We start from the raw sequence: 21,893 nt of genomic DNA, 5'->3' as shown, positions 1-21,893 counted from the left end.
CTGGTACTTTTCGCTCACTGAGGTGCTCATGCCATCGGTTATTTCCACTGACGTGCTGATTGTCGGGGCTGGCGTCGCCGGTCTCTGGCTCAATGCCCGGTTGCGTCGTCAAGGGTTCTCGACAGTGCTGGTAGAAAGCGCCAGCCTGGGTGGCGGGCAAAGCCTCAAGTCTCAGGGGATCATCCACGGCGGCGCCAAGTACGCGCTGCACGGCGCGCTGTCAGGTGCCTCCGAAGCCATTGCCGACATGCCGCGTCGCTGGCGTGAGGCCCTCGATGGCAAGGGCGAGCTGGACCTGTCCGGTGTACGCCTGCTGTCCGAGGCCCATTACCTGTGGTCGCCAGGCACCATCGCCGGCAACCTCACCAGTTTCTTCGCCAGCAAGGCCGTGCGCGGCCGTGTGGATCAGGTCAAGGGCGAGCAACTGCCGCCAGCCCTGCAAAACCCCAAATTCAAAGGCAAGGTCTATCGACTGGCCGAGCTGGTGGTCGATGTACCCAGTCTGATCGGGCGGCTTGCCGAGCTGGCCGGTGACAGCCTGCTGGCCGGTCAGCACATCGAGCCGCTCTTCGAGGGCGATGAACTGATCGGTCTGCGCGTCGATGGTCGCGATATCCATGCGCAGCGCATCGTGCTCAGTGCCGGTGGCGGCAATGCCGATCTGCTGAACGCACTGGGCGTTTCGCAACCGCAGATGCAGCGCCGTCCGTTGCACATGGTGCTGGTCAAGGGGCCGACCTTGAAGCCACTGTACGCTCATTGCCTGGGTGGCGGCCCCAAGCCACGCATTACCGTGACCACGCACCCGGCCGCAGATGGCCAGTGGGTGTGGTATCTGGGTGGCGATCTGGCCGAAGCCGATGGCGTGGCGCGCCAACCGGACGCGCAGATCGCCGTCGCCCGTAAAGAACTTGAGGCGCTGCTGCCGTGGGTCGACCTGAGTCAGGCGCAGTGGGCGACCCTGCGTGTTGATCGTGCCGAGCCGGCTCAATCAGGGCTGGTGCGCCCGGACAACGCCTTCCTCGACAGCCAGCAACGCCTGATGATCGGCTGGCCGACCAAGCTGGCGCTGGCACCGGACTTCGCCGACCGGGTCCTGTCGCAGCTGTCCAGAGACGGCATCCACCCGACCCCGCAAGCTGCGCTGAGCGATGTGCCACGGCCTCCGATGGCCATACCTGTCTGGGATGAACTGCTGCCATGAGCCTGAAAACCCTGCACGATCTGCATCGCCCGCTGGGCAGTACCGGCCTGAACGTATCGCCGCTGGGGCTGGGCACCGTCAAACTGGGGCGCGACCAGGGCGTCAAATACCCCAGCGGCTTCAAGATTCCCGATGACCAGCAGGCGCAGATGCTGCTGCGCATGGCCCGCGACATGGGCATCAACCTGATCGACACGGCACCCGCCTACGGCACCAGCGAAGAGCGCCTGGGGCCGTTGCTGCGCGGTCAGCGCCAGGACTGGGTGATCGTCAGCAAGGTTGGCGAGGAGTTCGTCAACGGCCAGTCGAGCCATGACTTCAGCGCCGCCCATACACGCACATCGGTCGAGCGCAGCCTGAAACGTCTTGAAACTGACTTTCTCGATCTGGTTCTGGTGCATTCGGACGGCAACGATCTGGCGATCCTCAACGACGCCGGGGTTTATCAAACGCTCGCCGACCTCAAGCGCGAAGGCAAGATTCGCGGCTTCGGCTTTTCCGGCAAGACCGTCGAAGGCGGCCTGCTGGCGCTGCTTGACGGTGACTGCGCAATGGTCACTTACAACCTCAACGAGCAGGATGAAAAACCGGTACTGGATTACGCGCAGGCGCATGGCAAAGGCATTCTGGTCAAGAAAGCGCTGGCCAGTGGTCATGTCTGCCTGACACCCGGCATGGACCCGGTCCACGCCAGTTTCCAGCTACTGTTTGAACATCCGGCGGTTGCCAGTGCTATTGTCGGCACCATCAACCCGTTGCACCTGGCACACAACGTTGCAACTGCCGCTGCCGTGATTTGCCGTCAAGCCTGATTGAGGCGGCCGACCCCAACGCAAGAAGGAGCCGTTATGCCGCGAACACTGATCCGGAAGAACCCCAGCAACTTCAAGACCCTGCCGCTGTTTGTCGAGGCCACTGCGGAAAGCCTGAGCTACCAGAGTGTCGGCATGCCGATGAACTTCGCGCAGACCTTGCAGCGGCGGCGCAAGATCGACGTGCCGGACACCGAACGTTTCTCCACCGAACTGGCCAATCTGGGGGTCTCCGTTCGCCTGACCGTCAGTTGGCAGAATCGCGATTACTGGGTACTGGTTCGCCAGCGTCGTCAGGATCGCGGCGACGTCGTGCTCAAGCTGATCTCGGGTTATGTCCCGGCCCATGAGCTGACACTGCCGCTGCACACCGCGATTCAGGAAGTGGCCGAAGAGTGCCTGATCGAAACACCGCAGGGCTGGCTCAGCGGACTGTTCAAGGAGACCTGGCTGCCTGCGCCCTACGCCGCCGCGCTGCACTATCGCGAGGCCATGCCCTTTCGCCTGAGCCCCCTCTCTGGCGCCGCGAGACCGGTGCGAACCGGCAGCCTGACCCTGCTGGAACGTCCACGGGCCTATGTGCATTTGCCCACGGCGTCCTTGCAACTGATTTACGACATGCGCCTGGAAATCCCCAAGGAGGCGCGCCCGGTCAGCCTTTTCCATGTCGACGAAGCTCTGGAAAACGATCAACTGGTCGCCCGCCTCAACCGCAGCAAACCTGACCTGTACCTCATGCCGCTGGAGAATGGCGCGCCCCTGCCCGAGCTGTACACGCTCAAACGCGACAAGCTGATTCCGGCCGGCACGAGAGGGTTGTACCTGGCCGAGAGTTTCGCCGCGCAGGATGGCTGGGTGGTGCGTGAAGAGCGGATTCGCTGGAAAGACTGGCTACGTCAGCAGGGCATGGCCCCGCCAGCGAAGAAGTCAGGGCTGAAACGCCTGACCGGCAAGGCGCGAGAGCTGTTGCACTCCATTAGTGGCAAGCTGTAAGCCTCAAGCCTCAAGCCTCAAGCCTCAAGCCTCAAGCCTCAAGCCTCAAGCCTCAAGCCTCAAGCCTCAAGCCTTTTGATTTGATCTGCTTTGGCTTGCAGCTTGCAGCTAACCCCTACCCCTACCCCTGCCCTCGAATCTTTTCGACGATCGCGGTAGTAGAGCTGTTTTCCACCAGCCCCAGCACACGCACTTCGCCACCGTACGCCTGAACGATATCGGCACCGACCACCTGATCGACACCATAATCACCGCCCTTGACCAGCACGTCGGGCTTGACGTGGGTCAGCAGGTTTTCAGGGGTTCCTTCCGGGAAGCTGATGACCCAGTCCACGGCCCCCAGACCTGCCAGCACCGCCATGCGCCGCTCAACGCTGTTGATCGGTCGGCCTGGCCCTTTCAGGCGGCTGACGGACGCATCGTCGTTGACGGCAACGATCAGGCGATCACCCAGGGCGCGCGCCTGCTCCAGGTAGGTCACATGACCGGCGTGGAGAATGTCGAAGCAGCCGTTGGTGAAAACGATCCTTTCCTTGTGCGCGCGTGCGTCATCGACCGCCAGCAGCAGTTGCTCCAGGCCCAGTACACCGCGCTCGGAGCCCTCTTCACGCTGAATGGCCCGGCGCAATTCAGGGGCACTGATGGCCGCGGTACCCAGCTTGCCGACCACAATGCCCGCCGCCAGGTTGGCCAGAGCCACCGCATGCGGCAACTCTTCGCCGGCAGCAATCGCTGCCGCCAGGGTAGAGATCACCGTATCACCAGCACCGGTCACATCGAACACTTCGCGGGCACGGGCCGGCAGATGCAGCGCCTGCTGATCAGGACGCAGCAGGGTCATGCCATGTTCGCCACGGGTCACCAGCAGCGCGCCGAGATCGAGCTCCTGCATCAACTGCGCACCCTTGGTGACCAGTTGCGCCTCATCGACGCAATGACCGACGATGGCCTCGAATTCGCTGAGGTTCGGCGTGATGAGGCTGGCACCGCGATAGATCGCGAAGTCCTTGCCCTTGGGGTCGGCCAGCACCGGAATGCCGCGCTTGCGGGCGGCCTGAATCAGCGCCTGATGGTTTTTCAGTGCGCCCTTGCCGTAATCCGACAGGACCAGCACCTTGATGCCATCCAGCAGGCTGTAGACCTCTGCACTCAGGGCCAGCGGGTCAGTCCTGAACGGTTCTTCGAAATCGATACGCAACAATTGCTGGTGGCGACTCATGACACGCAGTTTGACGATGGTCGGCTGATCGGCGATGCGCTGAAAGCGCGCCAGCACACCAGCAGCCTTGAGGCTGTTGGTCAGACTCTCGGCAGCTTCGTCATCCCCCGTCACGCCGACCAGCGAAGCGGGTGCGCCCAGCGCAGCGATGTTCAAGGCCACGTTGGCAGCGCCACCCGGACGGTCCTCGATCTGATCGACCTTGACCACAGGCACTGGCGCTTCAGGGGAAATACGCGAGGTACCACCATGCCAGTATCTGTCGAGCATGACATCGCCCACCACCAGGACAGGGGCCTGATCAAAGCGCGGCATGGATAGCTTCATGGAACAACCCGTACTTGAAAAATGGACAGGGGCGGAATCTTAGCACAGGGGTTTGCAACCGACAGGCTGTTGAATCACGCCGCTCAAAAGGCAGGCGGACCGCCTGGGTCCGCCCGGTGAAAGTCAGGTCAGACAGCGCCGACCGGAGCCGGCTCGTCCAGCCCCATGGCATGCAGGCGGGCGTAATAGCCGTTCTGCGCCAGCAGCTCCGAGTGCGTACCGCGTTCGACGATCTGCCCGGCGTCCATGACCAGAATCAGGTCGGCCTTCTCGATGGTCGAAAGGCGGTGGGCGATGACCAGCGTGGTACGGCCCTTCATGACGTGATCCAGCGCCGCCTGAATGTGCCGCTCGGACTCGGTGTCCAGCGCCGAGGTGGCTTCGTCGAGAATCAGCAACGGGGCGTTCTTGAGCAGCGCGCGGGCAATGGCCAGACGCTGGCGTTGACCGCCTGACAGCAGCACACCGTTTTCGCCCACCTGGGTATCGAAACCCTGCGGCAACTGGTCGATGAACTCCTTGGCGTACGCATCAGCGGCGGCCGCTTCGATGTCGGCACGCGGCGCACCGGCCAGATCGCCGTAGGCAATGTTGTTGGCAATCGTGTCGTTGAACAGCGTGACGTTCTGATTGACCTGAGCGATGTGCCTGCGCAGGTTACGCAAGCGATAATCGTTGATCTCGACGCCATCGAGCAGGATGTTGCCCATGTCGTGCCCGTAGAAACGCGGAATCAGGTTGGCCAGGGTCGACTTGCCGCTGCCGGAGCGTCCTACCAGGGCAATCATCTGTCCCGGCGCGGCGGAGAAACTGATGTCGTTCAACACCTGACGCGCCGTCTGCGGGTAGAAGAAGCTGAGGTTCTTCACCTCGAGGTGGCCGGTCACGCGCTCACGCTCGATGGTGCCGGTGTCGACTTCCTCTTCCACATCCAGCTGTTCGAAGATGCTTTCGGCACCGGCGACGCCTTTCTGGATCGTCGAACTGACTTCCGACAGCTGACGAATCGGCTTGGGCAGCAGGCCCGCAGCGGTGATATAGGCGACCAGATCACCCGCAGTCGCTTCACCACGCAGGAACAGCACGAGGAACATCAGCACCGCCATGGCGCTGTAGATCACCAGTTGCAGCATCGGCGTGTAGATGGCGCCGGTCTTGGTCATGCGCAGCTGCTTTTTGGTGTTGCTGTTGCTGGCCTGGGCAAAGCGCGCCTGCTCGTAGGACTCGCCACCGAAGCTGCGGACTACGCGATAGCCCTGAATGGTTTCCGAGGCAACATGCGTGACATCGCCCATCGCCACCTGGATCTTCTTGCTCTGCTTGCGGAATTTCTTGCTCGCGGTGCCGACCATGACGGCAATCAACGGCAAAATCGCGAGCATCACCAGCGTTAGCTTCCAGTTCATCATCAGCAGATAGATGAACAGGAACACCACGGTCAGGCCTTCGCGAATCACCACCTTGATGGCATCGGTGGCTGCACCGGTCACCATCGTGACGTTGAAGGTGATGCGCGAGATCAGATGGCCGGAATTGGTCGTATCGAAGTAGCGATTGGGCAACACCAGCAGCTTGTTGAACAGCTCTACGCGCAGGTCATGCACCAGCCCGAGGGAAACCTTTGCCAGGAAATAGTTGCCCAGAAACGAGCCCAGCCCCTGCCATGCGGCGATCAGCACGATCAGCAGCGGCACGGCCTGCAACAGCTGCAACTCGCGCAGATAAGGAACATTGGGAAACAGCACCGCTTCAGGATTGGTCAGGCCATCGACGAAATATTTCAGGATGCCGGCGAGCATCGGCTGGGTCGAGGCGAAGATCACGAAACCAATGATGCTGAGCAGGAAAATGCCCACATACGGACGCACATAAGACAACAGGCGGAAATAGATTTTCACGCTGGAGGTTGCGGACGATTCGGAGGTTGTCATGAGAATCCGTCGTGTTAAAAAGAGGCCGAATTGTATCACAGCGGTTTTCGCGGCTGCCTGCTGCGGTAACATAGGCGGCTCGTCCATTACCAAGGGCGTAAAAACCGGAGTATCGATGCAAGCGCTTGACCACGCCCATTACCTTGAACAGGTTCAAGGTGCCGAAGTACTTGAAGCCGACGGCACGGGCGACAAGGTACTCCGCCTGCGTGACGGCTCCATGCTGAAACTGTTTCGGCGCAAACGCCTTGTCAGCTCAGCAGCCTGGTACCCCTACGCGCAGCGCTTCGCAGACAACTGTGAAACGCTGGCCAAACGCGACATTCCCTGCCCACGCATACGCTCGGTCAGCCGCATCGCCGAGATCGAGCGCGATGCCGTGCATTATGATCCGCTGGCTGGCTTCACCCTGCGCCAGCTACTGGGCAGTGCGGTGGCCGACGACAAGCTGCGCAGGCAACTGGGAAGCTTTATTGCCGGGCTGCACGAAAAAGGCATCTACTTTCGCTCGGCCCATCTTGGCAACGTGATCCTCACGCCCGAAGGCAGCCTCGGCCTGATTGACATCGCCGACATGAAAACCTATCGCCGCGCCTTGCGCAAAAGCCTTCGCTTGCGCAACTTCAAGCACATGCTGCGCTATCAGGAAGACCGTCAATGGCTGCTAGACAACGGCAACCCGGCCTTTCTCGATGGTTACATGAGCGCTCAGACCCTCTGCGACACCTCTGAACTGGCGCAGGCTGTTCAATAACCTGCCCCATGAAAAATGGCCGCTTTCGAAGCGGCCATTTTTTTGAGGCTATTGCTGCTGCCTGAGCCGATGCGTCTGCACCACTCGCCCCAACACCATGGACGCCGGTAACAGCACCAGTACCCAGAGCTCGTCTGGATTGCCGACCAACTGGGCTCCGTCGAAGTTAAGCATGACCAACGCGCACACAAGGTAAAGACCCCAGGCATCTCCATTGCGCACGGAGTCCCACAGCGTTATCGCCATCACGACCAGAAACATCACCAGCGAAGCGGCGCCGGTGTACAGCCCCAGCGACACGAAAATATTGTGCGGGTGCTGGATCGGTATGCCGCCCGTCAGGGTCTGGGTCGTGTAGAAATCCACACCGCAGCCCAGCATCCAGCCACAGCGACGCCATTCACCGGTCATGATTTCAAACAGCTCGATGCGATAGGAATCACCTCTGACCATCAGCAGGGCGACCCACTGTTCATCCTTGACGAACCAGAAGGCGGCTGCCGCCACGACGCCCAGCGCCAGCAAGACCACTGTCGTGCGCAGCGGGAAACGGTAGAGCGCATAGGCGGTGCAGACAGCAAACAGAACGGCGCAACCCACCAGCGCAGTACGTGTCTGCACGATAAAGGCGGTTATCACCAGCGTGACAAGAACGGCGCAGACGGCCTCGACCCAGCGACGCTCTTTTGCCCACAACGGCATGGCCAACGCGAGGCTGCAGACCAGCCAGGCACTGGCGTAGATCACGTTCTCCATTCGCCCAGGCAGAATCGCCACACGCTGGCCGAACTCGAACTGCCCGGTCACCCAGCTGTGAATACTGCTCAGCAGAATGTACAGGCACAGCGCCCAGAACATGCTGCGCACGAAAACCCCGCGTCTGAAGAAGCCGTTGTCGGTAATCCCGGCGACGACAAAGACAAACAGGCTGACGTAGATGATGTGCTTGTAATACTGGAACTCCTGCGCCTGTAGCGCGGGGACCAGAAAGCAGGCCATGAACACCGCCCAGGCAATGCCCAGAGGCTTGGCAAACACGCCAGCGCCGCGGTACTTGATCAAGAAGAATAAGCCCGGCAGCGCCGTGAATGCATAAAACAGATTGTTGGTGATCTTGGCTGAGGGGTTGAGGATGAAACTCAGCAGGAAGATGACGATGGCAGCCGTAAAATACTGCTGTACTTTGCTGCCGGGCATTCTTATCGGGTCAACTGACATTATTAAGCAACCAACCTGCTACTAGGCCAGCGAGCACAGCGACGATCAGCTTGACGCGATCCCGACGTTTGCGACGCTGTTTGTCAAGCCGCTCCTGCGGCAACTCCACGTGCTCACCAAACCCGGTGTGCAACACGGCATCATTTTCCAGAATCAGAGCGTAACGGTTTTGCGCAGCGAATAATTGTGAAAGTTTCTTCTCACCACCGTGCCCGGCATAAGGCGCATGCTGCAGGTAATCAGCCAGGCGGCGCAGCCCCGGATTGAAGGAAAACCCCTGCCATTCAGGCTTGTGCGAGCCCAGCTTGTAAAACGCAATACCCTCGACCACTTCACGCTCGTTGAGGTAAACGTAAGGGCTGTGGATACGCAGATCGTGATTGTAGCTGCGCAACCAGACCTGTAAGGCTTGCGGATCGTGTTTCAGCAGCGTCATCGACTCTTCGATGAAGTGCGGACGGTAGAAATCCCAATCGTCTTCGCAATGGAACACCCAGGACGTTTCGATCAGCGAATAGGCCGCGTCGACAGAGCGCATCTGCCCCAGCTTGGGGTTGTTGATGATGAAACGCGTATGCGGGTGCCAGTGCTCGGGAATGCACGCCTGGACACGGGCATCGCCGGAGTCTTCGGTAATCAGCACATGGCGTATGGGCGCAGTGTTGAAATGGTCGAACGTTTCCAGGGTGCGCTTCAACAGGTCGAATCGACCACAGCTGGTGACCACCAGCGTAATGTCGCTGTTTTCGCTGAATACCATCATTCGTTCCCAATCATTGAATATTCATAATTCCCTACCATCCCAATCGTGAACGCAGACGATCGATCCAGCTCGCCGCCGGCATGCTGCGCAGTGGCGCATGCATGGCGTCCACGATGGCTTTTCCGAGGGCATGGAATGTAAAGCGTTCCTCGACCAAAGTCTGCCCATTACGAGATATTTCACTGGCCAGTGTGACGTTATCGCGCAATTTCGCCAGCTTTTCGCGAAGTTCGGGAATGTCGCGATAGAGCACGATGTTGTGCATGTCGACAAAGCCCAGCGCGCGGTTTTCTTCAGCGCCCTGATCGAAGGCAAGCAGCACGCAGCCGCACGCCATGGCCTCGAAATTCTTGATCATGTACTCGCCCATGCCCACGTCGGCACTGACGAAAAAACGGATGCGGTTCAGGGTGTCGCAATACTCTTCGCCGGACTTGGTCCGCGTGACGAGCAGATTCTCGACCTGGCCCAACTCATCCAGCAACGCCTTGCGACCGCTGTAGGCCACGCTGTTGGTGCTGCCCACGAAAGCCAGTTCGATGTCACGCTCGCGTGCCTGCAACTGCAGCAGGCTCTGGTCATAGCCCTTGGGCACGAACACCGCATCGAAGCCTTCCTGGCGCAGCCGTTCGCTGACCATGAACCCCGAGCAGATCACTCGCGCCCAAGGCAGCTTGCGATAGTGCGCGCTGAACTTGCCGGTGTATTTGCACGGAATGTAGTTCTGGTAGGCATCGTGTTCGAGGATGACCAGATTGGGAATCGTGCGGATGAAGCCGACCTGACGCACTTCCTGCTTGAAACGCAGGAAAAACACGATCCGGTCATAGCGGCTGACGTCCACCTCACGGCGGAAATAACCACGCAGGTTGCGTTGCTCCGCAGAGCTCAGCCAGCGCACTTCGCATTCACAATGTGCGGCGATGCCGTCATAGAGACGGTCCAGAATCGCACGCTGCTCTTTCTGGACCAGCAGTAGAACTTTCATGGTTTTCCTTGCAGTACTGCGCCTGCTGAATCAGAGATCACGGTTGCACCAGAACAACTCGTGTCGTCGCACCGCCTTGCGGAAGAATTCGTTTTCGCCCTCGGCCGGCCAGTGACGACCGGCCAGAACCCGCTGCAGCGCACGGCGCACACGGCGCTTGAACGGCATCGGCGGCAGCAGGTCATGCATCATCCCCAGCGCCATCGCCTTGTCGCGTTGCGCGGCGACCGACAATTGAAGGCTGTACGGCACCAGCGCCAGAGTGGCATCGAATACCGGCGGCAGGCTGATGCCGCTGTAGGCATCGCCCATCGGCCAGCGGTCGTTGTCGTGCAGGTGATTGGCATAACCGAGCACCACGTCCGGCTGCCATTCGAGCCCGAGCAGGGCTTCACGCACCGCAGCCTGGGCGCAGATGTGATCGGGATGGGGGTCGATGGCAGGGTGCGGCATCACCACAACCTGCGGCCGGGCCTTGAGAATCAGCGCGCGCAGGTCGGCGAGCAGGTTATTCCAGGTCGGCTGGCCGTTGTCGCCGGGCAATGGCAGGGTATTGAACTGACGGAACAGGCGGGTATCGGTCAGATCCGCCTCACGCGAACCAATCGGCGTATCCGGCGCGGCCTGCATGGCAGGCAGTTGCAGGCAGAAATAGCCCAATTGCACACACTGCGACTCGGGCACCCCGCCCCAGCGCGCCACGGCGATACTGTCCCAGGCCCGCAAGCGGCCTTTCATGCGCGCAGCTTCGGCGCGCTCCATGCCCATCTGCTGATAATGCTCGGCCTCGATCTCACCGGCGGTCAGTGTGATGATCCACGCTTCCTCGGCCTGGCTGTAAAGCCCGAAAGCGGCCAGCTCGGCATCGTCGGCGTGCGGTGCGATGACCATGACACGCTGTTTTCGCGCATCCGGCTGACGAAACAGCCAGAGCCGCGGCGTGCCGGCCAGACGGCAGCAACGCCCGCGCAGTTTCAGCACACCTGCGGCCAGCGGCTCGCCCAGCCCGGTGAGGTTCAGATAGCGCACGCCGCAGACGCCACGCTCGAATGCCTGCTGGTCGTTCAGGCCCTGGCCTTGCAGCTCGACCACAGGGTCGAGAAAACGCCCGAGCCAGGTACTTTTGACCGTCAGCGCCAGTATCAGCGTCTCGTCGCCGTTCAGCTGCAAAGCGGGGTCGATCAGCAACGTGCCGCCGTCCAGGCGTACACCCGGCACTTCGCTTTCGGCAGCAAAGGTGTACTGATAGCCGTCAGACGGCGAATAGAACAGATGATCGGCGAACCAGGCCTCATGAGCGACCCAGGCACACACGGCCAGCAGCGGGGCCAGCCACCAAGCCACCAGCACGCCCACCGCGATCAACAGGAGCAGCCCACCCAGCAACGCCAGCCGCTTGTTACGGCGATGGCGTTTGAGCAATTGCTGCTTGCGACTCAAATCTGGAACACCGGAACGGGGTTGCACCATCGGTCCTTGTACTCGCGGTCGGCACGACCGAAGGAAAAACGCAGTGATTTGCCCTGCGCACGGGCGTTCTCCCAGGCGGACTGGGTATTGACGAAGCTGAGCACGCTGCCAGGACTGAAATCACGGGTTTCGGGATCGACACCGCCGTTGACGTACTCGATGCTGACCCACTGCGGCGCTTCGACGCGATACACCAGTTGAATGGCAATAGGCGCATCGTTGAGAAACACCACCGAACCGATCAGCAGCTCGCGCAACAGCTCAATGACCTCGGCCTTGTGCCGGGCACCGGTCGCCTCGAAGCCCCAGCGCCGCTGAAACAGATCGCAGTACATACTTGCCAGCTCGGCGCTACTGAACTCGCTGACAGGCCTTACCGTCCCGCCAGCCTCTTCCAGCAAGCGAAGCTCACGACGCTGGTTGTAACGAAATTTCTTGGACAGCTCTTCAGGCGTACGCGCCATCGCCAAGGATTCGGTCTGTGGCTTGAAGGTACTGATGCGGCCTTCGTTGAGCGACGACACATAGCGGGCCCGGTGCCGGACCGGCACCTCGATATCGTTGGCCACCGGCAGAATCAGCTCGGCATTACCCAGGTCGAACAACCCTTTCTTGCCGTGGCGCTTGAGCTCGTCCTTGGACAGCGCCAGCGAGCGCCCCCAGGTGGCAATCGCCGCCTTCACTTCACCGCCCTGCTCCCAGGCCAGGTAACGCACAGCGATGCCGGAAAATGCCGACAGACGCGCGACCACCAGCGGATGAGTGGCGACGCTGCCGCCAAACCGCTGCCAGGCCTGCTCGTAGGCAGCCGCATCGATCTGCACCCAGCCACGCTCGCGCCAGCCCTTGAATCGATTGAGCATCAGGCCCCCGCTGTCAGGCTGGAGACTTGCGGCAGACGCCAGAAGACATTACGCACAGCGTGATCGGAAAAACGTTCGCGCAAGCGCAACAGCATGCGCTCGGCACAATCCTGACGTTGTTCGGCATCGAGGCCGGCCATATGCACCAGGCCGTGTGCCAGGCTGTGCACATCACCGAGCGGAAACAGCAGGCCAACGTCTTCGACCACTTCCTTCGCGCCGCCGCATGAGGTTGCAACCAACGGGACACCGGCGACCATCGCTTCCAGCAGGACCATGCCGAACGGTTCGTGGTCCGAGCTCAAGGCGAACACGTCGAAGGCCTTGAAGTAGCGGCGCGCGTCAGGCACCTGGCCGAGGAACAGCACCTGCGGGCCGATGCCCAGCTCCAGCGCCAGTGCCTTGAGGTCTTCTTCCAGGCGACCCTTGCCGAGAATCACCAGTTGGCTGTTCTCGGGAAGATCGGGCAGCGCTTCGGCAAAACCGCGCAACAGCGTGGCCTGATCCTTGTCGGGATGCAGGCGACCGACATTGGCGACGATCCAGGCCGACGCCGAAAGGCCCAGCTCTGCGCGGGCATCTTCAGCGGAAAACTGACTGCCCTGCAGTTGCTCGACATCGATCCGGTTGTACAGGGTCTGAATGCGCTCGGCCGGCCACTTGGGCAGGCTGCTGCGCATGTCGTCGCGAACCGCGTCGGAAACCCCCAGCAGGCTCAGGCGCTTACGAAACAGGTTGGCGAACAGCTTGCGACTGCGCCGGTGGTAATCGCCGAACGCATGATGCACACCGATCACCGGCAGCTTCGTTGCCAGCAGGGCGATGTACACCGGCTTGAAGCGGTGCGCGATGCAAAAGCTGAACGAGCGCGTCGCGGCGATCTTGCGCAGGTCGCGGATGGCGCCCAGCTTCAGGCCACGAATGGCACTGGAGCTGTACTCCATGAACAGCACTTCGTCCGAACCGCAGTCAGCCACGACATCCGGATCGGCGGCACCGGTCAGAAACACTGTCGTTACGCGATAGCCCTTGCCGGCGAACAGGCTGGCGTATTGCCGCGCGCAGTCCAGAAACGGCCCGTCATAGCCGTGACAGAACTGCAGTACGTGTCGTTCAACCGAGCGTGTCATAAGCCTCGACGCCCTCTTTGACCACCAGGATGTCTTCCATGATCAGGTACTCGAGGTCCGAGCCGAAGAACATGTTCAGCGCATCGGTCGGCGAGCAGATCATCGGTTCGCCACGGCGGTTCAGCGAGGTGTTCAGGGACACGCCATTGCCGGTCAGGTTTTCCAGCGCTTTCATCATGTCGTAGTAACGCGGGTTGTATTCGCGCTTGAGCACCTGAGCACGGGAGGTGCCATCTTCATGGACGACTTCCGGAACGCGGGTTTTCCACTCTTCGGCCACTTCGAAGGTGAAGGTCATGAACGGCGCCGGGTGATCGATCTTGATCATCTGCGGGGCGACGGTGTCGAGCATCGACGGGCAGAAAGGCCTCCAGCGCTCGCGGAACTTGATCTGATGGTTGATGCGGTCGGCCACGCCGGTGACGCTCGGGCAACCGATGATGGAACGACCGCCCAGCGCGCGCGGACCGAACTCCATGCGCCCCTGGAACCAGGCAACCGGGTTGCCCTTGACCATGATCTCGGCAATCCGCTCCGGCGTGTTGTCGATCTGGCGCCAGACCGGCTTGCTCGGGTGACGGGCACAGGCCGCGATCACGTCTTCGTTGCTGTACGCAGGGCCGAGGTAGACGTGTTCCATCTTCTCGACCGGCACACCGCGGGCGTGCGATACATAAGCCGCAGCACCCACCGCCGTACCCGCATCGCCGGACGCAGGCTGCACGAACAGCTCTTTGACTTCAGGGCGGGCGATGATGCGCTGGTTCAGTTTGACGTTCAGCGCACAGCCACCGGCGAAAGCGATCTTGCCGGTCTCCTTGAGGATGTCGCCCAGGTAGTGATCCATCATCTGCAGCGCGAGCTTTTCGAACAGCGCCTGCATGCTCGCCGCGTAATGAATATAGGGTTCGTCGGCCACGTCGCCAACGCGTTTCGGGCCGAGCCATTCGATCAGCTTCGGCGAGAAGTAGAAGCCCTTGCCGTTCTCTTTGTAGCGACGCAGGCCGATGACGTTGGCCAGCTCGGTATTGATGACCAGTTCGCCATTCTCGAAGGTCGCCAGACGCGAAAAGTCATACTTGCTGGCATCGCCGTACGGCGCCATGCCCATGACCTTGAATTCGCCATCGAGCATCTCGAAACCGAGGAACTCGGTAATCGCGCCGTACAGGCCGCCCAGCGAGTCCGGATCGAAGAATTCCTTGATCTTGTGGATCTTGCCGTTTTCGCCATAGCCGAAGAAGGTCGTGGCGTACTCACCCTTGCCGTCGATGCCCATGATCGCGGTTTTCTCGGTGAAACCGGAGCAGTGGTAGGCGCTGGAAGCGTGGGCCAGGTGGTGCTCGACCGGCTCGATCTTGATCTTCTTCGGATCGAAGCCCAGTTGTTCGAGGCACCAGACAATCTTGTTGCGGTAGCGCTTGTAACGGCGGTTGCCCATCAGCAGCGCATCGAGGGCGCGATCCGGCGCGTACCAGTAACGCTTGGCGTAATGCCAGCGGGCCTTGCCGAACAGGCTGATCGGGGCGAACGGAATCGCGACCACGTCGACGTCCGAAGGCTTGATGCCTGCCTGTTCCAGACAGAACTTCGCCGACTCGTAGGGCATGCGGTTCTTTGCGTGCTTGTCACGAACGAAGCGCTCTTCTTCGGCCGCGGCAATCAGCTTGCCGTCGATGTAAAGCGCTGCGGAAGGATCATGGCTAAGGGCGCCGGACAGGCCAAGGATCGTCAATGCCACTAGTGTCTAGCCTCTTTAGTCTGCATGCAGGCGCAGGGCGCCCGAGAAAAGGTGTGCCCCCGCACAGCGGGCTGAGGGCAGCTAAAGGGCGGGATTATAGCGTAATGACCAACGATTGGCTCGACGCGCTGAAATGTCACCCAAGGCGGCCCGCCAGACGGTGTACGAAACGTCTCTTTCGCCACGCAGCATATTTATCTACGGCGTTGCTGCCCGTTGCATCTGATTAATTGAGGCCTTTAGTCGCAGCCCCCAAGGCCGTCGATCAAACCTCAGCGCCTGGCGCAATGGAAAGCCTGTCATGACACATACACCACTCTCTCTGGATTTCACCCTTTCAACGCCGAGCCCTGTGCCGATGACGCCCGGCGATACTTGGCCTGACGCGTCCGCAGCGCTGAAAAGGCTCGACGAACTGCGCACCCTTCTGGCCAGGGAGCTAAACGCATTGCCCCAGGCTGGCGAAGCCTTGCTAAGCGCACTCACCGGCGCTGACGTGTCCGAGCGCGAACTGGAAATCTTCAGCCTGTTGCAACAGATCGACGACTACTGGACGGACCCGGGCGAAACCGGTGAAAGCCGTCGCGACCGCCTGGTACCGGCCTTGCAACGGGCCATGCTTGACGAAGCCCGCGTCAGGGTTCATGAGCGCGATCTCGACAGTGTCTACCTGGCCTGTTTGCCCGAGTCACCCGAGCAGGCGCACGGCCCGGCGCTCGCCTGCTCGACGCTGTGGGTGCAGCTGCATGATGACGAACAGATTGAAATGGCCGGCGTACTGGTGATTTCCCAGGATCAGGGGCGCACGTTATTGATGCTGCCAGGTCTCGGCATCACCGGTTTTGCCACACAGGCCATGCTGCTCGAAACACTTGCGCAGTGGCTCAACACGCCAACGTTGCGCGATACGCTGCTCGGCAACGCGCAACGACAGCATCAGGAGCGGCTGGCCGAGATAGTTCAGGACGCCGACCTGTACCTGGAGCCCTTCACCGCTGCCGACGTGCAACTGCAGCCCGTTACCACGGCACCGTTCAAGCACGCGTTCGACCGGTTGCTGAACAAGCAGCGCAACGACATCCGTTACGCCTGCGAACAGCCGGGCACGGAGGATCGGCTCAAGCGTCAGTCGCTGATCCAGCAGGCCATCGACATGCCTGGCCTGCTGGGCCCCGCCGCCATGCTTGAACTGCGGGAACTGAGCAACAGACAACGTCAATACCAGCGAGACTTGCCCGAATGGATGAAGATCGCCAGCGCGGCTGACCTGCAGACCTATGCCTTGCACCTGCAACGCTACGACGCGGCACATGCTGCGATGCTGAGCGTACTGGGCGGCGCAGCTTCCCCGGAGCAGTTTGCCGAAATGCAGTTGCGCACGCGCCTGGCCAATGATCTGGGCGAGGATCTGGACCCGCGGGCCTTGACCATCGACACCCGTCGCACGCTGCCAGCGACGAGCGAGACCTACCGCGTGACGCTGCCGCTGACCGAACTGGCGCTCTATGGCCTGCATCCGGGTGACGAGACAGCAGGCTCGGACTTCCTCGACCAGACGCTCATCACCCTCGATGGCCAGCCGCTGGACGCCGCCTACTCGGCCTTGACCCCGGCCTACCTTGCAGGCGTGATTGATGAGCTCAACCTGCGCGCGGTGTTTGCCACGTTTCAACGCGAGGCCTATCAGCAGGAACACAATCAACAGATGCTGCGCGCACTGGCGCGGACCCGACTGACTACGCTGGGCTGGGCGGCGAAGATGCAGGGGCATATCCAGCCCGAGGATTTTGCCATTGTCGCAGCGCTGACCAGCACGCCAGAGAGTGCGCCTGATCCCACGATGCGCGTGCAGCAGATCAAACTGAACGACCGCAACGTGATGGCCAGATTGCTGGTGTTTCGCAAGCAGAATGCTCAAGGCCAGACGCAACGGCTGATCATGTTCGCCAGCGAGGCGCCCGGACACCAGTATTTCAAGGCTTTCGACACCCAAACCCAACTGCTGCATGAGGTGATTGGCTGGACCGCATCGCCCACAATGACTACCTGGCTGCTCGATCAGGTAGAGGTCACTGCGCGCCCGGAACTGGACGCGCAACTGACGGCCCTCCGCGAGAAACCCCAGCCTGCAAAGGAATTTCTGCAGTTCATCGATCACCCCGATTGCGAGACGGCATTGCGCAGTTTTACCGACGAACAGACTCGCGTATTGCTCTCCGAACAGGCCCGCCATACCCCGGACTGGTACCTGCGCGCCAGCCGCGCCCAGCGCCGGGAATTACTCGCCGTTGAACACGCCATCGAGGGCGCCCTCGGCAACTATCAGGCCCAGCCGCACACCAGGGTTCAGCCGTTCCAGGACTACGTACACCAGCGTGCCAGCCAGCAGATCGGCAAACTGCTGGGTGTCCCTGCCGGCACGGTAGACCCTGACCTGATCGTGATCACCAGCGAGCGCGAAACGCTGACCTACACCGACATGCTGCTCAAAGGCTACAACGACAGCATCGACCCCTTGCGCACGTCAGCAGCCACCGACGCCACGTTCAGCGGCCCGGAGGGTATCGACCTGAGCGCGCTGTCACCCGCAGCTGTTGCAGGCTCGGTGCGTGGCCAGTGGCTGGCGGACGAGTACATTGCGCTGATCAGAAACACCCTGCTGAACAGCGAAAACGATGGCTATGCCTACCGTCGCCAGTACAGCGTCATGATCACCCAACTGCAGATGAAGGCGGCTGCGCTGCGCAGCCTGCTGAAAGGTCATGTCGAGCCTGCGCAGTATGTCTGGCTCAAGCAATCACTGGATAACGCACACCTGAGCGACTCGGCCTCACGGGAGCGCTTCCCCCTTTACCCCCTGCAAATACACGTGGATAAACCCCTGATCGCCTCGGGACTGACCGATGTCGATCAACTGGTTATCCCCAGCCCGCTGCTGACCCACATCGAAACCGTTCAGGGTTGCCTGATCATTTTGCCGACGCAGATCCGTCACGCCGCGCTGCTTTATACGCCGCAGGCACCTGACGGTATCGAATTCCGTTTGTTCAGCGATTTCGTGAGCTCGCTGGATAGTGAAGGGATGATCGATTACTACAAGGATCGCTGCCGCATCAAGGCACGCCGCACCCTGTCGTTCTTCCTGCGGGACATGCAGAAGGGCAACGCCAACAAGCCTCCGGCCATCCCCAGGGCATTCATTTCAGACGTTGCCGATACCTGCTTCAACCGGCCGCTGGAGCGCAGGTTGCGCGATGTGGAAGAAACCACCAGCGGCCGCCACGACATGCTGGCCAAGCTGATCTGGGTCAGTGTCGAAATCATTGCCACGGCCCTGACCCTGCCCTTTCCGCCGGCAAGCTTTGCGGTGGGCAGTCTGGTTTCATTGCATGACAGCGGGCAGGCACTGGCAGCGCTGAGCGCAGGCGACCGGGAGCGCGCCACGAACTACATGCTGTCGGCACTGTTCAACGGCCTCGGTGCAGGCAGCGATTTGCTGGTGGGTCTGAAAGGACTGGGCGTTTTGCACCAGCTTGAGAACGGCCAGCATTCGACCCCGGTGTTGCGCTCGTTCCAGCGCCAGCCTTCCCTGCCGCGTTACGAGGACCTGTACCCGGTAGAGCTGCAAGAGCAAGTATTTCTGCTCGGCAAGCCCAACGTTCATGGGCATGCTGCGGTTTTCCAGGCGTCCCATGTCGCCTCGGCACCGCCGCTGGCAACCGGCCAGTTCGCTGCGCGCGATATCGGAGGCGCCTGGCAGCCGCTGCTCCCGTTGCCCCCGACTGCACAGCGCGCGCCATCAGGTTTGCGCATCGATCTGGCCGTCGACATCTCTCTGGAGAACGTGCCACGTATCGCCGAGGGTCACGCAAAAGGCGTGCATGCGATCAATGGAAAATACTATATCCAGCTCTCAGACCAGGCCTTTGAGGTTCAGTACGACGCCTACTGGCGGTACTGGCAGATCATCGACCCGGCCAATCCGTTCGCCTTCTTCGGCAAACAGCCGGTTCGCCTGAATGATCAGGGTCAGTGGCTGCTTGTCGAACGACAGCGCCTGCGCGGCGGCGGGCTGGACACTCCGGGCACTTATCGACCGCTACCTGAGGAAGCCAGCGCAAGCTCAAGCTCGCTGAATACCTTGAGCGACTATGAGATGCCGAGCGGCATGCGCGCGCACCTGGACATTGTCATCAACAAGGAAGTGTTCGACCCGACCGGCGCAGGCCTGGAAGTCTATTTCGAAACGTATTTCACCGAGGTGCGCCAGACCTTCACGGCGCGTCGGGAACAACTCTATCAGGACGCCCAGGCCTTTTTTGCCCGATTCACGCCTCCACCCAGGCCGACCCTGCCCGCCTATGGCCTGCCCGGCAGTGTCGACACGCTCATCAAGCACATCTTCAGTCACAGTAGCGGACTGGTGTTCAGCGAGGCCCCGAAATCGGTGGCCAGCAAGCGTCTGCTGCTGCTCAACATGCCCTTGCTCGCCGAGCAGCGTGTCGAGGTGCTGTACATCGAGCACCTGCTGACCGACAAACACCTGCGCAAGCTGGCCCGGTATCGCCAACTCGGTAAAAAAAGCCGCTCTGGCTCTCATGAACTCAAGTATTACCTGCAAGAGGCCAATCGCGGCGCCCTGAACAACGCAAGTAGCGAATTCGATTACTACCACCTGATCAAGGCAGCCCACCTCTACGGGATCGAAGTGCGCCCGTTCAGTTCGTCGATCAGCTATCCGTTTCTCGGCCACAGCGTGCTGGCGGCTGCCGATGACCCGACAGCGGCCATGAAAATGAGCAATTTCTTCGGGCACAGGCTCATCAGCCACGATATCGAGCCGGCCTCTGCCAAGCGCTGGGTAGCGCTGCTCGACCAGAAGCTGGCCACGACTCACGATCAGGTGCCCGGCATCGCCGAAATGCAGGGAGCCGTCAGTGTTCACGTCAAGGACATTCCCGCCGGACGTCCGACCCGCATCAGGCAAGGCGCGAGTGGGGCGCATGAACACACACCGACGCGCTGCGACTTCAGCATAGCGTTTGCCGACCCGACGCTGCCCGCCAAGCCACTGCCCCCTGCTACCGCTCTGGATAACCTGTTGATCCGCGAGCTGGGCGACCCGACCGCGGTTGCCGAGGGTGAGCGCTGGGCGGGCGAGTACGGGTTTGTTCTGGACGAAAACGATACCTGGCTGCGCGTCGACCCCGATGACTGGAGCGTTGACAGGCCGATGACGGCCATTCAGCAATCGCTGACCGATGCCACCTATGAAATGCCGCTGGAGACCAGAGCAACGCTGCATAACCTGGCGAACTTCGAAAAGAAGGGCCTTGATATGGAGTATTTTTTTGAAGACATCGAACTCGACACTGTGCGTAACACATTCGACCTGCTGCGCAAGAATCTACAACAGGACGCCGCCCGGATCAGCTCAGCTCAACTGCCGCCTCGCCCGACGTTACCAGCCATCGCACCGCAGACAAGCACTGCCGGACTGCTAGAAACCCTGTATCGCCATGCCGAAGGCCTGGTCATTGGCGAGTCACACGCTTCGGTCGCCAGCAAAAAGCTGATCATCGACAACCTGCCGTTGCTGTCACAGCAGAACGTCAAAACGCTGTACATGGAGCACCTGTTGAGCGACCTGCATCAGGCAGATCTGGATCGTTTCCTCGAAACCGGGCAAATGAGTAAAACCTTGCTGCATGACCTGAAAACCCTGGACCGCGGGCATCATACCGATCCGGACGGCATCTACACCTTCGAGCGGCTGATTATCGGGGCGCGGCAGCAGGGTCTGGAAATTCGTGCCATCGATTGCGCAAGCAGTTACCACCTCAAAGGCATTGCCGGGGAACAGTCCATTACCCGCCAGCAAATGATGAATTACTTTGCCTCGCGCACGATCCGCAGGCATCAGGAGGTGATGGGCTCGCACAAGTGGATCGCGCTGGTCGGTAACAGCCATTCCAATACCTATCAGGGCGTCGTGCCTGGCGTCGCCGAACTGCAAGGCGGGATCGGCCTGCGGGTCGTCGATGTGACACAGGGGCATTCGAGGGGGATAACGCTGGATCCGGGGGAGCTCGTCTCGGGTGGCATAACGGATGACAAGGTCTACATCAAAGCTGATTATCGGGTGGAGATGGAGGTGCTGCGGTCACAGCCGGTCAGGCTGCCGAGCATCGAAAACCGCCTTTCCAGGCCGGGAATGTTTCTGGTGCAGGAGGGTGAAGGCAATCTGCCAACCATCATTCATCGCGCACGCGACACCTGGATTCACCACACACCGGTGCTGCGCAATGCCGAAGGCAAGCTGTACATCGAACGCCTGCGCTGGCCGCGCATCCACCTCAAACCCTTCGACGACATCGATGCACTGGTGGCAGCACTCGAAGCGATGAACCTTACGCGCATTACCTGAGGATACCGATGCTCCGCGTCACACAGAGGACGCGGAGCGTCCGGAACGGCATG

The 21,893-nt window shown here is 60.9% G+C and carries 14 protein-coding genes; 5 read left to right on the top strand and 9 right to left on the bottom strand.

Annotated elements, in window-relative coordinates; genetic code table 11:
* Positions 1-28: 28 nt before the first annotated feature.
* Genes V476_RS13750 through V476_RS13740 form a run of 3 tightly spaced genes read left to right on the top strand, consistent with a single transcriptional unit; the run spans position 29 to position 3,009 of the window.
* On the top strand, positions 29-1,204 hold the full coding sequence (locus V476_RS13750) for an NAD(P)/FAD-dependent oxidoreductase (protein WP_003414437.1): 1,176 nt from the start codon (positions 29-31) through the stop codon (positions 1,202-1,204).
* Positions 1,201-2,016, top strand: coding sequence for an aldo/keto reductase (locus V476_RS13745; protein ID WP_024961504.1), 816 nt, complete (start codon positions 1,201-1,203; stop codon positions 2,014-2,016). The genes V476_RS13750 and V476_RS13745 overlap by 4 nt, the downstream gene beginning before the upstream one ends.
* Positions 2,017-2,052: 36 nt before the next feature.
* Positions 2,053-3,009 carry a hypothetical protein gene (locus V476_RS13740; RefSeq protein ID WP_003414433.1) on the top strand — a complete coding sequence of 319 codons (957 nt, stop codon included), beginning with the start codon at positions 2,053-2,055 and terminating at the stop codon, positions 3,007-3,009.
* A 121-nt stretch (positions 3,010-3,130) separates the two neighbouring features.
* On the opposite strand, the gene hldE is transcribed toward V476_RS13740, so the two are convergent.
* Together hldE and msbA are read right to left on the bottom strand one after the other, a co-directional pair.
* Positions 3,131-4,555, bottom strand: a complete 1,425-nt coding sequence (gene hldE / locus V476_RS13735) for a bifunctional D-glycero-beta-D-manno-heptose-7-phosphate kinase/D-glycero-beta-D-manno-heptose 1-phosphate adenylyltransferase HldE (protein ID WP_003404685.1) — start codon at positions 4,553-4,555, stop codon at positions 3,131-3,133.
* Between the two features lie 128 nt (positions 4,556-4,683).
* The gene (gene msbA / locus V476_RS13730; RefSeq protein ID WP_003346807.1) at positions 4,684-6,486 is read right to left on the bottom strand and encodes a lipid A export permease/ATP-binding protein MsbA; all 1,803 of its coding nucleotides are present in this window, start codon (positions 6,484-6,486) and stop codon (positions 4,684-4,686) included.
* Between the two features lie 115 nt (positions 6,487-6,601).
* Here msbA and V476_RS13725 point away from each other — a divergent pair, with 115 nt between their 5' ends.
* On the top strand, positions 6,602-7,240 hold the full coding sequence (locus tag V476_RS13725) for a BUD32 family EKC/KEOPS complex subunit (protein WP_003346808.1): 639 nt from the start codon (positions 6,602-6,604) through the stop codon (positions 7,238-7,240).
* A gap of 48 nt (positions 7,241-7,288) precedes the next feature.
* On the opposite strand, the gene V476_RS13720 is transcribed toward V476_RS13725, so the two are convergent.
* The 7 genes from V476_RS13720 to V476_RS13690 are packed head-to-tail and all read right to left on the bottom strand — an operon-like array spanning position 7,289 to position 15,413.
* The gene (locus tag V476_RS13720; RefSeq protein ID WP_004414793.1) at positions 7,289-8,458 is read right to left on the bottom strand and encodes a hypothetical protein; all 1,170 of its coding nucleotides are present in this window, start codon (positions 8,456-8,458) and stop codon (positions 7,289-7,291) included.
* Positions 8,448-9,221: a glycosyltransferase family 2 protein gene (locus V476_RS13715; RefSeq protein WP_024959651.1), complete on the bottom strand. Its 774-nt coding sequence runs from the start codon at positions 9,219-9,221 to the stop codon at positions 8,448-8,450. The genes V476_RS13720 and V476_RS13715 overlap by 11 nt, the downstream gene beginning before the upstream one ends.
* A gap of 31 nt (positions 9,222-9,252) precedes the next feature.
* Positions 9,253-10,209 (bottom strand): glycosyltransferase family protein, encoded by a 957-nt coding sequence (locus V476_RS13710; RefSeq protein WP_003414423.1) that lies wholly within the window; start codon positions 10,207-10,209, stop codon positions 9,253-9,255.
* Positions 10,210-10,239: 30 nt separating this feature from the next.
* Entirely contained in the window at positions 10,240-11,649 is a 1,410-nt protein-coding gene (locus tag V476_RS13705; protein WP_024959650.1) for a PIG-L family deacetylase, read from the bottom strand.
* Positions 11,646-12,542, bottom strand: a complete 897-nt coding sequence (locus V476_RS13700; protein ID WP_024959649.1) for an antimicrobial resistance protein Mig-14 — start codon at positions 12,540-12,542, stop codon at positions 11,646-11,648. Before V476_RS13700 ends, V476_RS13705 begins: the two co-directional genes overlap by 4 nt.
* On the bottom strand, positions 12,542-13,672 hold the full coding sequence (locus V476_RS13695; RefSeq protein ID WP_004409426.1) for a glycosyltransferase: 1,131 nt from the start codon (positions 13,670-13,672) through the stop codon (positions 12,542-12,544). Before V476_RS13695 ends, V476_RS13700 begins: the two co-directional genes overlap by 1 nt.
* The gene (locus tag V476_RS13690; RefSeq protein WP_003431977.1) at positions 13,656-15,413 is read right to left on the bottom strand and encodes a carbamoyltransferase family protein; all 1,758 of its coding nucleotides are present in this window, start codon (positions 15,411-15,413) and stop codon (positions 13,656-13,658) included. Before V476_RS13690 ends, V476_RS13695 begins: the two co-directional genes overlap by 17 nt.
* 301 nt (positions 15,414-15,714) lie before the next feature.
* Here V476_RS13690 and V476_RS13685 point away from each other — a divergent pair, with 301 nt between their 5' ends.
* On the top strand, positions 15,715-21,840 hold the full coding sequence (locus tag V476_RS13685) for a membrane-targeted effector domain-containing toxin (protein WP_024959648.1): 6,126 nt from the start codon (positions 15,715-15,717) through the stop codon (positions 21,838-21,840).
* Positions 21,841-21,893 lie beyond the last annotated feature (53 nt).

Source organism: Pseudomonas syringae KCTC 12500 (assembly GCF_000507185.2).
Lineage (GTDB): Bacteria > Pseudomonadota > Gammaproteobacteria > Pseudomonadales > Pseudomonadaceae > Aquipseudomonas > Aquipseudomonas syringae.
Note: the sequence above shows the minus strand (reverse complement) of the source record. Positions and strands in the feature narration are given on the sequence as shown.